Source organism: Mucilaginibacter pedocola (genome assembly GCF_002013915.1).
Classification (GTDB): domain Bacteria; phylum Bacteroidota; class Bacteroidia; order Sphingobacteriales; family Sphingobacteriaceae; genus Mucilaginibacter; species Mucilaginibacter pedocola.
Map to the genome: position 1 here is coordinate 1 of NZ_MBTF01000034.1, position 13,626 is coordinate 13,626.

Here is a 13,626-nt window from a genome sequence, read left to right on the forward strand (position 1 = left end):
TCGAAATGAACTGTGTTTAAAAGCAAATAATATTTGAATAATTTTCCTGATATGTTGAGTTAGTTTTAGCTATTGCAAAAGCTTGCTTTAGCAACTTATTTACGACTGCGATCAAAGCAACTTTTTTGGCTTTTCCTTTTGCCAGCAAGCGTTCATAAAGCTCCCGGCAGGCTTTATTGCAGCGTTTTGCGCTCCATGAGCATACATACAATGAGGCCCTGATCGCAGACATGCCCATTTTACATATTCTTGGCCTGCCTTTTACACTGCTGCCCGATTCGAACAGGCGCGGGCATGTCCCAATGTAAGAGCTTAATTTACTGCAATCGCCGAAACGCTCGAAACCACCGCTTACCAGGATGAGCATTATCGCTGTTTTTTTGCCAATGCCAGGTATGCTTTTCAGTCCTGATAGCATTTGCCCATAATGTTCAAGAACGATCTTTTCCATGTTAGCTGAAAGCCGTGATATAAGTTGTTTAAGGTGGCATAGCTCTTTTTGTATCGTCTGCCTCAGTGCTTTTTGCATCATTCCTGTAGCTGTAAAGCTTTCAAGCTGGTTGCTTAACACAGTATGCTGCTTGCTCAATCCTGATAAAATGGCTTCTGTTTGCTGTAATTCTACCACATGCTGCTGTGGTGGGGCCCATTGCTCCGGCTTAGCCATGGCACCATACTCTGCGATCAGGAGTGCGTCTTTCTTATCTGTTTTAGCCCGGGACATACGCATTTGGCTGTAGCGGCGAATCACCAAAGGATTTACCACACTTACCTTAATGCCCTTCGTATGCAGGAAGCAAGCAAGCCTTAAATAATATGGGCCGGATGCTTCCATCACGATATGGCTATCTGTATCCAATAGCTTTAAGAAGCCGTCGAAGCCTGTAGTTTCGTTGCTGAACTGATAATGGCGTCGGCCGGCTGATACGTCAAAGGACGCTTTTGAAATGTCTACACCAATGTAATTTGCATGAGTTTCCATAACTTTGTTTTGAGATAAATACTGTAGAAGAACCTGCTTTACTGCTTATCAATCCTACATACAGGCTCTTGTGGCCTAATGAACTGTTCAAGCTTGTAAGCAAAGGGGTAAAGTGATCTGCATTTCGAACGGCTTCCTACAGCCAATGACAACTCGTGATCTTTCTCTTTACCCTTTTTCTTCTACTTTAAATTTACTCTAAACACTTAACTTTTTCCTATAAGCAAACATAGGATGACATAACTTAAGAAAGGATCTGTGAAATCAAAAAAATCGGTGAAATCGGTGTTATAAAATCCGTGGAATCGGTGAAATAAAACAGAGCAAGATTCGGGTTCTCCTGCCCCTATCGCCAGGGTAAATTTGTGTTATAAATAATTTATGATCATGGAAACACAAAACAGCATCAATTTCGATCGTATTGCCGAGGCGATAGACTATATCAAACTCAACTTTAAAACCCAGCCCGGGCTGGATGAGGTTGCCGAAAAGGTGAATCTTAGCCCCTACCACTTCCAACGGATGTTTACCGATTGGGCGGGCATCAGCCCGAAGAAGTTCCTGCAATACCTTAGCTTAGATTATGCCAAAGGCATCCTGAAAGAACAGCAAGCTACCTTGTTCGATGCAGCATTCGAAACCGGTTTATCGGGCACCAGCCGCCTGCACGATCTGTTCATCAACATTGAAGGCATGACACCCGCCGAATACAAAAACGGTGGTAAAGCTTTATCTATCAACTTCAGCTATGCCGAAACACCCTTTGGAAATATCATAGTAGCATCAACCCCGAAAGGCATTTGCTACATGGCCTTTGCCGATGATAAGGATGAAGCTTTTAATAGCTTATATGAGCAATTCCCCAATGCCAGTTATTACCAAGTGGTAGATATGGCGCAGCAAAACGCTTTGTATATCTTCACGAGGGATTGGTCGCAACTACCATCTGTAAAACTGCACCTGAAGGGCACCAGCTTTCAGCTAAAAGTTTGGGAAGCCCTTTTGAAGATACCGATGGGCGGACTGAACACCTACCAAACCGTAGCGCAGGCGGTAGAGCAACCCACTGCAAGCCGCGCGGTAGGTAGCGCCATTGGTGCAAACCCTGTAGCATTTTTAATACCATGCCACAGAGTGATACGCTCCACCGGGGAAACGGGGCAATACCATTGGGGTTCGGGGCGTAAATCGGCCATTATAGGTTGGGAAGCAGCAAAAGTTAATAACGTAAGCATCGTATAAATTATGGACTTAGCAGAAAGAATTGAACAGGCCGACTGGGCAGCGGCAACAGAAAGCCTGAACAGCAAAGGTTATGCAATGTTATCCGGCATATTGTCAGCAGATGAATGCGACGCACTGATTGGCCAATATTCCGAAGATGCGCTTTACCGCAAAACCATCCAGATGGAGAACCATGGCTACGGGCTGGGGCAGTATAGGTACTACAACTACCCATTACCGGGCGTTGTGCAGCAGTTGCGCGAGGGCATTTATCCGCATATTGCACCGGTCGCCAATAACTGGATGAAAGTTTTAGGGATGGAAACATCATTCCCCGGCAATTTGCAGGAATTAACGGAACAATGCCACGCCCACGGTCAAAACCGCCCAACCCCGCTCATACTCAAATACAACAAAGGCGGCTACAACGCCATGCACCAGGACCTGTATGGCGAAATATTCTTCCCGATGCAATTGGTGGTATGCCTGAACCAACCCGGTAAAGATTTTGAAGGCGGCGAATTTGTACTGGTAGAACAGCGCCCGAGGATGCAATCGAAAGCGATGGTGTTAAACCCCGGCAAAGGCGACATGCTCATCTTTACCACCAACTTCAGGCCGGTGTTGGGTAGCCGGGGATATTACCGTGTAAATATGCGCCACGGTGTAAGCGAGCTACGCAGCGGGCAAAGACATACGCTGGGCGTGATATTTCATGATGCGTCGTAATGGGGTTGGGACAAGCGTTGCCGCATACCCTAACGGCGCGTTGACTCACCCCGGCGATAGCGTAGGCGGGGTGAGTTGAATAATGAAGCGATAGGTCCTACCTATCCCATTTGTGACAAATCATCAAACAATCTACACGCCATTATCGCGTTTGCATTTTATATTCGTAACAAAATTACGCCTGATGTTTAAGAAAGCCCTGCTCCTGTTATTCGCTGTTTTTGCTATCGCGAAGGCAAAGGCCCAAACTGCCGAAGAAGTTTACGACCATTACCTCGATTTTAACCTGGTACGCCTCGAAGGCCCGGCAAGCAAAGTATTGGAGGCGGGTGAAGCTTTATTGCCCGATACTGCTAAACTGACGCCCAAAGCAAGGATAAGCTTTTATAACTCAATGGGTAAAGCTTACGAAGATGATAACCAAACCGTTCGTGCGTTGGAATTTTACAAACGCGTTGCCGCCGCCGTACCTAACTATTATGTGGTTCAGCGTGCATTGGGTTACATTTATGCCAAACAGGCAGAGGAGTTCGTAGGGAAATTAAATGCCACAGCATCAAACCCTGTCCAAAATCAAAAAATTATGGCGCAGTACACCGCCGCTGCCAAAAAAGCCCTGCCGTGTTTAGAAAAAGCCCAGGCTTGCGACCCTGACGATGATACCCTCACCCGAATTAACACACTGCTGAAAAATATAAAAGATACACAAGGGCTGGCAACCTTGAAAAGCCGATTGGCGGAGTTATCGAAAAACTGTATCGATCTATTAGAGGATAAATAGACGCTATTTCTCAAAAAATGACATGCCCCCTCATTTAAATCATTCATCAAGCGTTCCGACGGAACGCGGAAGGTATTTTTGCTAATTTGCTACCAACCATACATCCCGATGGGATGACGGTGCAGAATAATCGGGCCGGCATCGTTCCGTCAGGAACGACTGGTTGGTAGAAATTCGTGCGCCACGTTTGTCACGTTCCGTTAGGAACGTTTGGTGTAAAGCGTTTCATTGTTTAACGGCAATCATCCTAAAACTCCAACACCTGCCCCTGCCTTGGGTATATCAAATTCATTTGAAGGTTGCGGTTGGCGTAGTTTAGCTGGGTTTTTATTTTAGTGATGGTGCGGTAGGGCGGTTTCATGTGTGTGATAACCACGTTCAAACCCTTAAGCGTTGTGCCCGCTAATTGCGCCAGTACGCCCATCTCGTTCATCAACAAACGCGGGGTTAGGTGCCCAAACAGGGTTTTATCGGGCTGGTCGCTTGGGAAACTTACTTCTATCATGATGGCTTTTAGCTTACCCTCGGCTACTAATGGGGCTACAGCTTCCCAAAGTTTGTGCAGGTTTTGGCTTTTCTCTATTTCGTCGGCACCGGTATCGCCCAGGTAAAGCAGGTAATTATCTTTACTGCGTACCAAAAAGGCCGTGCTGGTAAGGTTAGAATGCGCCAAAGGGTAAGCAGTTACCTGCATTTCGGTATTGGCCATATCAACTTCAGTGCCCGGCTGTAACGGGGCGTAATGATACTTTTTTAAAGCGGGTTTCTCGCCATCATCAGCAAAGTTGGCCCAGCTTTCCCAGCTGAAGTAATGTTTCTTAAGCGTTTCTAAGGTACTCGGCAGGCCGTAAATATTTTTGGCGCTATCCTCGGGCGAGTTGATAATGAGGCCCGCAAGGTGGTCCAGGTGCCCATGGGATATGCAATACCCCTTGATGTTTTGCTGTAATATTTTCTCGCTGCGCCCCTCAAAGGCTTTTTCTTTAATGGCCTTTTCAATACCCGCATGCAGCGTACCTGCATCAAGGCATACGTAATTGTCAGAACCGGTTGGCGCTACCATATAGGCCGAAAGGTTACTCTCATCTATCCCGCCCAAAACACCCAGCGGAACAACACGGAACGAGTTTGAAGAGCGGGTTACCGTAGCTTCTGCCACAGCTTTGGTTTTATGTTTTGCCTTTTTCTTCTTGCGTTGCCCGAACACCAAGGCAGGCAGCATGAACAAGCAGGCAATAATAATCAGTTTGCGTTGCACCAACATAGGGGAATTGTTTTTTCTGTTTACTCACCCCGGGTACGCTTCGCTGCCCGCCCCTCTCTACCTGCGGTAAAGAAGGTGGACTGCGCATAACCCTCTTTCCGCTTGCGGAGAGAGGGTGGCCGGCGAAGCAATGGCCGGGTGAGTTAACGCGTCAATTGTTTTTTCTGTATCAAAAATAAGCATCCGGCGCAATTACCGAACTATTTTATAAACGCAATTTGAAGGAAAACCTTTTACTTTGCGCACCATGAAAGCAAGCCAAATAGCCGCCAAGGCGGTAGTCCGTATATTTTTTATCCTTTTACTGTTAGCCCTTGTAGCTTTTTTACAGGGCGATACCCAAAAGCTGCACCAGCTTTACATCAGGCCAAAGCATATGTATACGCTGGCCTTCCCCATCATACTCATTATTGGGTTTATTATTTTGCTGGTATTAGCCACCATAAAAAAATACAGTCAACCTGATATTAACTGGCTATTGGTGGTAAATACTGTAGTGCTATTGGTGTACTCTATTACGCTTTACTTTACTATTTATAAGCTGATACATTAAGCCGCTATTCGGTCTTCATTTTCTTTTGTGCCGATTCTTTGTACTCGTAATCCCCACCGAGCAAGTATCCCCATGGTTTAAGGCCGTCTATCCTGTCGAAGATTATTTTGAAGATGGCAATGATGGGAATTGAAAGGAACATGCCCGATAAGCCCCAAAGCATTTCGCCCAGGATAATACCGATAAATGTTACCAGCGCGTTCAGCCTAACTTTGGAGCCGACTATGGCCGGCAGCAATACGTTAGCATCAACCGCATGTATACCTATCACGCTGATGGCTACGGTAACAGTATCGCTAAGGGTGCCGGTAGCAAAGGTGATCAGAACGCTAAGCAGCAGCGCCGTGAAAATACCCAGGTAAGGTATGATGTTGAACAACCCAACAATTAGGCCCAGCAAAGCCGCATATTTGATACCTATTATCCAAAAGGCAGTAACAGCCACGGCAGCTACTATTACCATCTCCAGCAATAAGCCAAAAATGTATTGGCGCAGTATCTTCTGCACATTCTCTACCACATCAAATACCACGTGCGAGTGCCCGTCATCAAACACCGATGTAATGAATTTGAACAGCAAGCGCCTGTAAAACAAAATAAAGAATGTGAATATCAGGATGAAGATATAGAACAACATGAGCGATGATATGGCGCCGAAGGTGGTTTCGAGCACTACGCCTCCCGATGCCATTATTTTACGTGCAGTATTATCTACATAGGTCATCTGCTTGGTAGCATCTATATGGAAGGCATGCTGAACCCACTCCTGAAGCCCTTCTATAGATTGGTCTACCTGTTTCTTTAGCATGGGCCAATCGCTGGCCAAATTGGTTATTTGCGCGCCCACCAAATACAATATGCCACTTATAAAACCCACAAGTAGAAGTATAGAAACAAAGGACGAAGCGCTGCGGGGCAGGCGTAGTTTCTGCTCTAAAAAATCAGCTAATGGCAGCAGCAGCACGGCGAACAAAAAGCCGAACATCAGCGGATCAAGCAGGTTTTTGGCTACTATAACCAAGTAACCTAAAATGCAGAAACCGATAAGCACCAGCGCAAGGCGCTCGTAAAACGGGGCGATAGTTTTTTTAAGGGGCATGTTTATAGGGGTAAAGTTATTTTCATGGACTGAACTTAGTTATAAATAAACAAAAACGGCTCATGCGTTCCTATTTTTCATCAAATCCATAAACTCAAAAACCGCAATTAGGTTGTTATTATTTTAATTTAGTTGCTGCCAATGTGTAACAGTGCTAATATTTGTACAGTCTCGGCGCAATAAGTACATTTCCTGTAAATTTTAAACCCATGCAAAACGGACCGAACCCGGATATGCGCTACCCTATGGAGCCTTATCAAAACCTGGTATTTCTCAAAAATTTTGTTACCCGCCCCAATATAGAGGTAGGCGCATACACCTATTACGACGACTTTAAAGATCCCGCCAATTTTGAGAAGAATGTGCTTTACCACTTTGATTTTATTGGCGACAAACTCATCATTGGTAAGTTTTGCGCCATTGCTTCGGGAGTAAAGTTTATTATGAACGGTGCTAACCACGAGAGCCGGCCTATCTCAACTTTCCCCTTTGCTATATTCCGTAATGGATGGGAAAAGATAATGGAAGGGCAAAACCCGAAGGAGAAATTCCCCTACAAAGGCGATACGGTTATTGGCAACGACGTTTGGATAGGTTACGAAGCCACTATTATGCCCGGCGTAACCATTGGTGATGGCGCGGTTATAGCATCAAAAGCAGTGGTTACAAAAGATGTTGCGCCTTACACAATCGTTGGCGGCAACCCGGCAAAACTCATCCGCAAACGTTTTGAAGCTGATGATGCCGCCCGCCTGCAAAAAATTGCCTGGTGGAACTGGAGCGCCGAAAAAATAACCGAACATCTGCTCCTCATCAACTCGGGCGATATTGATGCGTTGGAAAAAGTTGCCGGATAAAACTGGCAGGTACTTTGCGAAGCTTAGGGTAAATCAAAAACATCAATACCATGGCAAAGTATTCAGAAAAAGCGAGCAAAAAAGTGGGCGAAGTCCTGCACGAGATGAAAGAGGGTAAACTCAAAAGCGGCAGCGGTAAAAAAGTAACCAGCAAAAAACAGGCGATAGCGATAGGGTTATCAGAAGCAAGGAAAGAGGGCGCAAAGGTGCCGAAGAAAAAGGATTAAGCCATGCCCAACAACATCGGTAGTGTATTGCGGTTAGCAGCCTTCCAAATATCAATAATTATCATTGTTACAATATCGCAAGTCATAACTACCTAAATTATAGCTAATTTAGGCAATTGCTTAGCTTTATGTAACAATGCGCTATCGCCTACCCCCTTCTTATAAAACACTTTTATGCATAACATTAGGCTTACTTTGCTTTGTTACAAACGCGTTTGCCCAAAAGCAAAACAACATATGGTACTTTGGCGTAAACGCAGGGCTCGATTTTAACAAGACGCCCGTTGAGGCCCTTACTAACGGTAAACTTAGTGCAAGCGAGGGCTGTGCTGCCATTGCCGATGAAACAGGTAACCTGCTGTTTTATACCGACGGGCTTACCGTATGGAACCGCAACCATAATGTAATGGCCAACGGAACCGGCCTTGCAGGCGACGGAGGCAAATCTTCGACCCAAATACTTATTATTCCAAGGCCCGAAAGCGACCAATATTTCTATGTTTTTACTATGGCCGCATTTGGTGGCGAGCTTTATTACTCAACTGTAGATATGTATGGCGATGGCGGAATGGGCAGCGTTACCGATAAAAATATTTTTTTACTTGATGCCTCTACCGAAAAAATAACCGCCGTAAGGCACGCCAATGGTAAAGATATTTGGGTTATAGGGCACCAGGCAAATAATAATAATTACACCGAATGGCTGGTAAAGGCTAATGGCTTAGCCGCCGCTCCTGCGCAAACTATCTCCATTGGAAGGAACCACCAGGGCAGCGTAACCAGCAGCATAGGTACATTAAAACCATCGCCTGATGGTAAACATCTTGTAGCTGCCTGTAATGACGCAACCGGCGGTTTTGTTGAACAATTTGATTTTGATAACGCTACCGGCGGCATAACTAACCAACAAACACTAACAAATTTTACAGCCAACAGCACACCCTACGGTGTCGAGTTTTCGCCCGACGGAAAACTGCTTTATTTGAGCGAGTATATAATTAACCAGCCTGCTAATTTATACCAGTTGCAGTTTCCCTTTACATCAGGCTCTGTTGGCAATAAAGCGGAAATTTTAACTTCTCAGCGCGGGTTAGGAGCCCTGCAAATTGCACCCAACGGCAAAATATATGTAAGCCAAACCGATAACGCGGCCCTGCATAGCATCAATACGCCTGATGTAGTGGGGGCAGGTTCTGGCTTTCAACTTAATGCATTGCCGCTGGCCGGGAGCAGGGCAAAGCTTGGGCTGCCGCAAGCAAATTTAAGCAACTTCTCCGGCCTGTCGTTCAACAGCACCGGTCGCTGCTCAACCTTACCGGTTCAGTTCAATCTGATATCTGATAACACCAATTTTGAAAACATTACATGGGATTTTGGCGACCCAACGTCGGGCAACAACAATACTTCGGCGCAAAGCAACCCGTCGCACACCTTCGCCCGCGATGGCGTATATACTGTAACTGTTACGACGGTAACAAACGGCATCTCCAAGTCAAAGTCAAAAGATATCACTATTTTAAGGTCGCCTGATGGGGTGCTACGTAATGTAGTGGCAGAGCCAGCTGTGCTGTGCAACGATGATGTGGTAACTATTACTGCGGCCGGCGCCACTGGTACAGAGGTTTATAAATGGTACGACAATAACGGGCAGCTTATAGAACAAAACAGCGGTACTTTTAAAACACCCATATTAGCCGCCAATACAACTTACTATGTTGCCATAAGCAACGGTGTTTGCGAAGGAGAAAGACAGCAAGTAGATATTATACGTGATAATGCCATTGCCACGATATCCAGCACCAAAACCGTTATTAACCCTGGCGAAACCGTAATGCTAACCGCAAATGATGCGGTAAAATACGAATGGTCGCCGGCCACTTACCTCGATGCTACCGATAAAAAAAGCGTTACAAGTACCCCTGCCGATAACATTACTTATAAACTTACCACTACCAATGCCAATGGCTGCATAGCAGAGGTTACAATAAATATCATTGTAAATTCTGAAATAACGGTGCCCAACACCTTTACACCTAATGCCGATGGCATTAACGATTTTTGGGTAATTAAAAACCTGGATCTGCTGGAAAACCAAACACAGGTATTTAACAACAACGGCAACATTGTATTTTCGGCAAGGAATTATAAAAATAACTGGAATGGTACCCATAACGGCAAAGCGCTGCCTGCGGGCGTTTATTTCTATGTAATAAAATTAAACAATAATGTAGTGAAAGCGGGCAGCATCACTATCATCAGGTAATAAATTGTTAGCTCACTATCTCCCTTCGGTAGCAAAAGTAGATATAACCCAATCATCCAGTTCGCCTTTGTCTTCCAAGCCAATCAGGTATTCTATATCTTCATCGCTTTTATGGGTGGGCTCGGCCCTGTACTTTTCTATTACAGCACGTATGGCCGCTATATTGGCTTTATTGGTATCGAAACCTTCCCTATGCTCGAGGGCGTATTTAGAAAATTGCGCCATAAAAACAAAGCCCAGTTGAGGGTTGCGGTCTGATAGATCCATCACGGCCTCTATCAGCCTGATGGTTACCACAGGCGTACCTTTTGCCCATTTCAGCAAAAACTGGTTGGCTTCTTCCATTTTTACCGGCTGCTGTTTCCAGGGCGTTTGCTGCAGCCAATTGGCCGTTTTTATAATCTCGGGCTCGTAGCGGGCGTAATCGTCTTTTGTTTTAAGCACATAATTTTTAGGCACATCGAAGCTTTGGGCTGATGTGTTTAAAGCATTTGCCAACAAAAAAATCGATATGGCCGGTACGGCAATTTTTTTCATCAGGTGCTTACGCCTTGCTATCTAATAAATTAAGCTGAAAATTGAGCAAATCTTTCTTCATTTCAAAATGAAGATCGGAAATTGCCTCAACATACGCGCCGGTACCTTTATCAAATGCGGCAATAGCATCATTATCATACTTAGAATGGCTAAAATATGCCCAAGTGGTATTTAAATAATTATTTATTGCTTCGGTATCCGCATCGCTTAAGTGGGCTTTTATAGTACCGGCTTCCATGGCAGCGGTCATAGAGGGTTTTATGTCCTTCTCTTTTTCATAAACGGCATCAACGGTTTCGTGTATTTGGGCAAGGGGCATAGTTTCGTACACCTTGTTAAAGATCACCATTATATCGTTAAACCGGGCATACTCCTTAACGGCCTCTTGCTGAAAAACAAAAAGTGCCCGGTACTTTGCTGCCAGCAGTGCTTTTTTTTCTGCCCCATGCGCTTTTTTATAAAAGTAAGCAAACACCTCTTCATCAAGTTTTTCAACGGCTTGCTGCGTGACCGCTTGTTCTTTCTCTATCAATGTTTTCACGTAAGGCGCATCGTCGCGGCCGTATTTAGTACCTTTATAGTCGAATTTTTTGATGTCTTTTCTTACCTCAGTAATAATGTCCATGGTTTGGGCGTCGCTTTCGGCACGCTCCACTATCTTAGGCAGGGCACAATTTTCGGGTGTAAACAGCTCGTCGAAAGTTAATGCTGTGCGGCCGGGCGCTTTGTCTATAGCAGCGTCCACATCAAACTCGTTAATATTACGATCGTAATAATTACGGTAACGCCTATCCAGCGAGCGCGTATCAATAGAGGCATGGTAATCTTCCATAAACGCCGCTAAACTCATTGATGAAGCGCCCTTGGCTTTTTCAACGCCATCATACAAAAAGTTAGTCAGCTTTAACTGCAGCTCTTCCGCATTATTAAATAAGCACCACGCCGATTCATTATGAGTGGCCGTAATAAGGTTTATCTTTTCAAGATGGCCTTCGCGGTCTTCAGTTGATGGGTGCGAACTCCATTGGTTTTCAATAACTATATCGCTGCCGTCAACCACCTCCATGCCCTTTTCTATAACAGGCAACCCGGCATCATCTACAGGTATAAGCCGCTTATCGGCAAACACCCTGATCATCTCTTGATGCTCGGGGTAAAAATTCGCTGAACGCTTATTTTCTGCCAGTTTTGCATTCCAGTATTCCAGCAGGCCATCATAACAAACCTGCCCTATCTCCAGGCGTTTCAGCGAGGTTACCAAATGGTTAGAGCCCGTTACGTAAGCGGAAACGGCATCGGCATGAAACTCCATCTGGCGAGAGAGGCTCATGTGGCTTTTATTCAGCACCACATACACCTGCCGCAGTATCCATTGCATACCTTCAATGATCTTTACATTAAGCATGGCCATAAGCCGCAGTATGGCGTGCAGGCTTGCCCATGCGCTGAGAGCCTTTTGATAACCCTCGTTATCATAAAGCATATTGTAGATCACCTTGTTGAGGTTGTACACGTAGCTGCCGAATTTCATGCTGCGCTGCGAGAAATGCCCAAACTCGTGCGCCATAACCGCTTTAAACTCCGATACGTTTACGCTGTTCACCAGCCCCAACCCAATTTTCAGGTTCTTTTTTACAGGGAAGAACATGCTCCAAAAACTCGAATCGTAAAACACCGAGGCGTTAACATCCGGCGAAATATAAATGCGTTTAGGTTTGGGTGCTTCGGCCTCTTCGGTAATTTTATTAATAAAGGCAAAAAGTTGCGGTTGCTCTGCCTCCGTAATTTCTATCATGCCCGAGTAATCGGTATGGCTTTTTTTGAACAGGAATTTTACAACAAAAAACACCAGCATCAACCCCGACAAAATAAGGCCGGCACCAGCCACCATCCCCATAAAACCTACGCCCGCGGCGATAATGGTAATGCCTATATAGCCGAAAGCAATTGCGATGCCTATGGCCACCGCGAACAGGAAAAGGTAAGATACCACGAACAGCCCTATAGCAGCAATGGCATTATACACCTTGTGCTTAAAGGCGGGCGATGGTTTAATGATGTTTTTGTTTGCCCCTTCGGGCATTGGCGGATAGGATAAGGTTAGGTTATTCATTTATTTTAGGGTGAACGAGTCCATTATTTTCATCAGCACCACAGCCTCGTCAATAGTGCAGGGGTTGGGGCCTTCGTCTTTAAAAAAGGCCACTATCTTCTCTATCATGGGCTGCTGTATGTGCATGGGGTGAGTAAACTCAATTGTTTCTTCGCCAGCTTCATTTTTCAGGGTAACAAACTTACCAAAGAAGGGGAAGGTGATCTTACCCTTTGTACCCACAATTTCGCAGCTATCAATAGTTTCACTCTCGGCCACGTTGAAACTCCAGGTACCGTTTACCACAATATTGTTCTTGAATACGATGGAGCCGCAAACATGGTCATCAGCCGGACTAATATTCGCCTGGTTAAGGCTGTAGCCGCTATACGCTGCCGGTTCACCGAAAAAGAAGAGCATCAAGTCTAACTGGTGCGGGGCCAGATCGTGGAAGTAGCCGCCGCCCGACACTTCGGGGTCTAACCGCCAGTTGGTGCCGGGATATGTTGGTACTTTGGGTACGCGGTTTTGCCACATGCGTATTTGGGCGGTGCGCACCTCGCCAATAGCGCCGCTTTCTAACAAACTTTTCACATGCAAAAACATGGGCAATCCGCGGCGGTAATGAGCCACTACCAATTTGGCACCGCTTTCCCTCACGGCCTCGGCCATGGCTTCAGCTTCAGCAGCGTTGCGGGTAACCGGTTTCTCTACATAAACATTTAAACCTTTGGCAATGGCGCGTTTAGCATAATCGAGGTGCGACGATGGCGGGGTGGCTATCGACACGGAATTTACTTCCTCGTCGCTCAGCAGCAACTCGGCATCGCTGTACCATTTGGGTACATTGTGGCGGCGGGCGTAGTCGGCCGCTTTTTCTGCATTGCGGCGCATTACGGCCACCAGGCTGCTATCGTTTATCTTATTGTACGCCTGCCCGCTTTTTAGTTCGGTAACATCGCCGCAGCCTATTATGCCCCATTTAATTTTTTGTGATTCCACAGATTATGATTTTAAT

At 45.6% G+C, this 13,626-nt stretch carries 13 protein-coding genes; 7 read left to right on the top strand and 6 right to left on the bottom strand.

Annotated features, from left to right (window positions below; translation table 11 throughout):
• Positions 1–16 precede the first annotated feature (16 nt).
• Entirely contained in the window at positions 17–982 is a 966-nt protein-coding gene (locus BC343_RS20360) for an IS110 family RNA-guided transposase (protein ID WP_078347262.1), read from the bottom strand.
• Between the two features lie 387 nt (positions 983–1,369).
• Between BC343_RS20360 and BC343_RS20365 the strand changes: the two genes are divergently transcribed.
• From BC343_RS20365 to BC343_RS20375, 3 genes are all read left to right on the top strand, one after another.
• Positions 1,370–2,224: a bifunctional helix-turn-helix domain-containing protein/methylated-DNA--[protein]-cysteine S-methyltransferase gene (locus BC343_RS20365; protein WP_078349655.1), complete on the top strand. Its 855-nt coding sequence runs from the start codon at positions 1,370–1,372 to the stop codon at positions 2,222–2,224.
• 3 nt (positions 2,225–2,227) lie between these two features.
• On the top strand, positions 2,228–2,935 hold the full coding sequence (locus BC343_RS20370) for a 2OG-Fe(II) oxygenase (protein WP_078349656.1): 708 nt from the start codon (positions 2,228–2,230) through the stop codon (positions 2,933–2,935).
• A gap of 184 nt (positions 2,936–3,119) precedes the next feature.
• Positions 3,120–3,716 (top strand): hypothetical protein, encoded by a 597-nt coding sequence (locus BC343_RS20375; protein ID WP_078349657.1) that lies wholly within the window; start codon positions 3,120–3,122, stop codon positions 3,714–3,716.
• Positions 3,717–3,963: 247 nt separating this feature from the next.
• Here the strand turns inward: BC343_RS20375 and BC343_RS20380 are convergent, their stop codons facing one another.
• Positions 3,964–4,974 (bottom strand): MBL fold metallo-hydrolase, encoded by a 1,011-nt coding sequence (locus BC343_RS20380; RefSeq protein ID WP_238381819.1) that lies wholly within the window; start codon positions 4,972–4,974, stop codon positions 3,964–3,966.
• Between the two features lie 253 nt (positions 4,975–5,227).
• Here BC343_RS20380 and BC343_RS20385 point away from each other — a divergent pair, with 253 nt between their 5' ends.
• Positions 5,228–5,533, top strand: coding sequence for a hypothetical protein (locus BC343_RS20385; protein WP_078349658.1), 306 nt, complete (start codon positions 5,228–5,230; stop codon positions 5,531–5,533).
• A 4-nt stretch (positions 5,534–5,537) separates the two neighbouring features.
• On the opposite strand, the gene BC343_RS20390 is transcribed toward BC343_RS20385, so the two are convergent.
• Positions 5,538–6,632, bottom strand: a complete 1,095-nt coding sequence (locus BC343_RS20390) for an AI-2E family transporter (RefSeq protein ID WP_078349659.1) — start codon at positions 6,630–6,632, stop codon at positions 5,538–5,540.
• Between the two features lie 209 nt (positions 6,633–6,841).
• Here BC343_RS20390 and BC343_RS20395 point away from each other — a divergent pair, with 209 nt between their 5' ends.
• From BC343_RS20395 to BC343_RS20400, 3 genes are all read left to right on the top strand, one after another.
• Positions 6,842–7,489, top strand: a complete 648-nt coding sequence (locus BC343_RS20395; protein WP_078349660.1) for a CatB-related O-acetyltransferase — start codon at positions 6,842–6,844, stop codon at positions 7,487–7,489.
• 50 nt (positions 7,490–7,539) lie between these two features.
• Positions 7,540–7,716 carry a DUF6496 domain-containing protein gene (locus BC343_RS31415; protein ID WP_202909828.1) on the top strand — a complete coding sequence of 59 codons (177 nt, stop codon included), beginning with the start codon at positions 7,540–7,542 and terminating at the stop codon, positions 7,714–7,716.
• 136 nt (positions 7,717–7,852) lie between these two features.
• A complete protein-coding gene (locus BC343_RS20400; protein ID WP_078349661.1) occupies positions 7,853–9,979 on the top strand; it encodes a T9SS type B sorting domain-containing protein in 2,127 nt (708 codons plus the stop codon).
• Between the two features lie 15 nt (positions 9,980–9,994).
• Here the strand turns inward: BC343_RS20400 and BC343_RS20405 are convergent, their stop codons facing one another.
• From BC343_RS20405 to BC343_RS20415, 3 genes are read right to left on the bottom strand one after another with little or no spacing between them, the layout of a single operon-like run.
• Positions 9,995–10,516 (bottom strand): hypothetical protein, encoded by a 522-nt coding sequence (locus BC343_RS20405; protein ID WP_078349662.1) that lies wholly within the window; start codon positions 10,514–10,516, stop codon positions 9,995–9,997.
• 7 nt (positions 10,517–10,523) lie between these two features.
• Positions 10,524–12,629 carry a M48 family metallopeptidase gene (locus BC343_RS20410; protein ID WP_078349663.1) on the bottom strand — a complete coding sequence of 702 codons (2,106 nt, stop codon included), beginning with the start codon at positions 12,627–12,629 and terminating at the stop codon, positions 10,524–10,526.
• Complete coding sequence (locus BC343_RS20415) at positions 12,630–13,610, bottom strand: Gfo/Idh/MocA family protein (RefSeq protein ID WP_078349664.1); 981 nt, start codon at positions 13,608–13,610, stop codon at positions 12,630–12,632.
• Positions 13,611–13,626 lie beyond the last annotated feature (16 nt).

Bases quoted from the DNA above. Each gene is read 5' to 3' on its own strand.
- BC343_RS20360 (WP_078347262.1), bottom strand. From the start codon at position 982: ATGGAAACTCATGCAAATTACATTGGTGTAGACATTTCAAAAGCGTCC.
- BC343_RS20365 (WP_078349655.1), top strand. From the start codon at position 1,370: ATGGAAACACAAAACAGCATCAATTTCGATCGTATTGCCGAGGCGATA.
- BC343_RS20370 (WP_078349656.1), top strand. From the start codon at position 2,228: ATGGACTTAGCAGAAAGAATTGAACAGGCCGACTGGGCAGCGGCAACA.
- BC343_RS20375 (WP_078349657.1), top strand. From the start codon at position 3,120: ATGTTTAAGAAAGCCCTGCTCCTGTTATTCGCTGTTTTTGCTATCGCG.
- BC343_RS20385 (WP_078349658.1), top strand. From the start codon at position 5,228: ATGAAAGCAAGCCAAATAGCCGCCAAGGCGGTAGTCCGTATATTTTTT.
- BC343_RS20390 (WP_078349659.1), bottom strand. From the start codon at position 6,632: ATGCCCCTTAAAAAAACTATCGCCCCGTTTTACGAGCGCCTTGCGCTG.
- BC343_RS20395 (WP_078349660.1), top strand. From the start codon at position 6,842: ATGCAAAACGGACCGAACCCGGATATGCGCTACCCTATGGAGCCTTAT.
- BC343_RS31415 (WP_202909828.1), top strand. From the start codon at position 7,540: ATGGCAAAGTATTCAGAAAAAGCGAGCAAAAAAGTGGGCGAAGTCCTG.
- BC343_RS20400 (WP_078349661.1), top strand. From the start codon at position 7,853: ATGCGCTATCGCCTACCCCCTTCTTATAAAACACTTTTATGCATAACA.
- BC343_RS20405 (WP_078349662.1), bottom strand. From the start codon at position 10,516: ATGAAAAAAATTGCCGTACCGGCCATATCGATTTTTTTGTTGGCAAAT.
- BC343_RS20410 (WP_078349663.1), bottom strand. From the start codon at position 12,629: ATGAATAACCTAACCTTATCCTATCCGCCAATGCCCGAAGGGGCAAAC.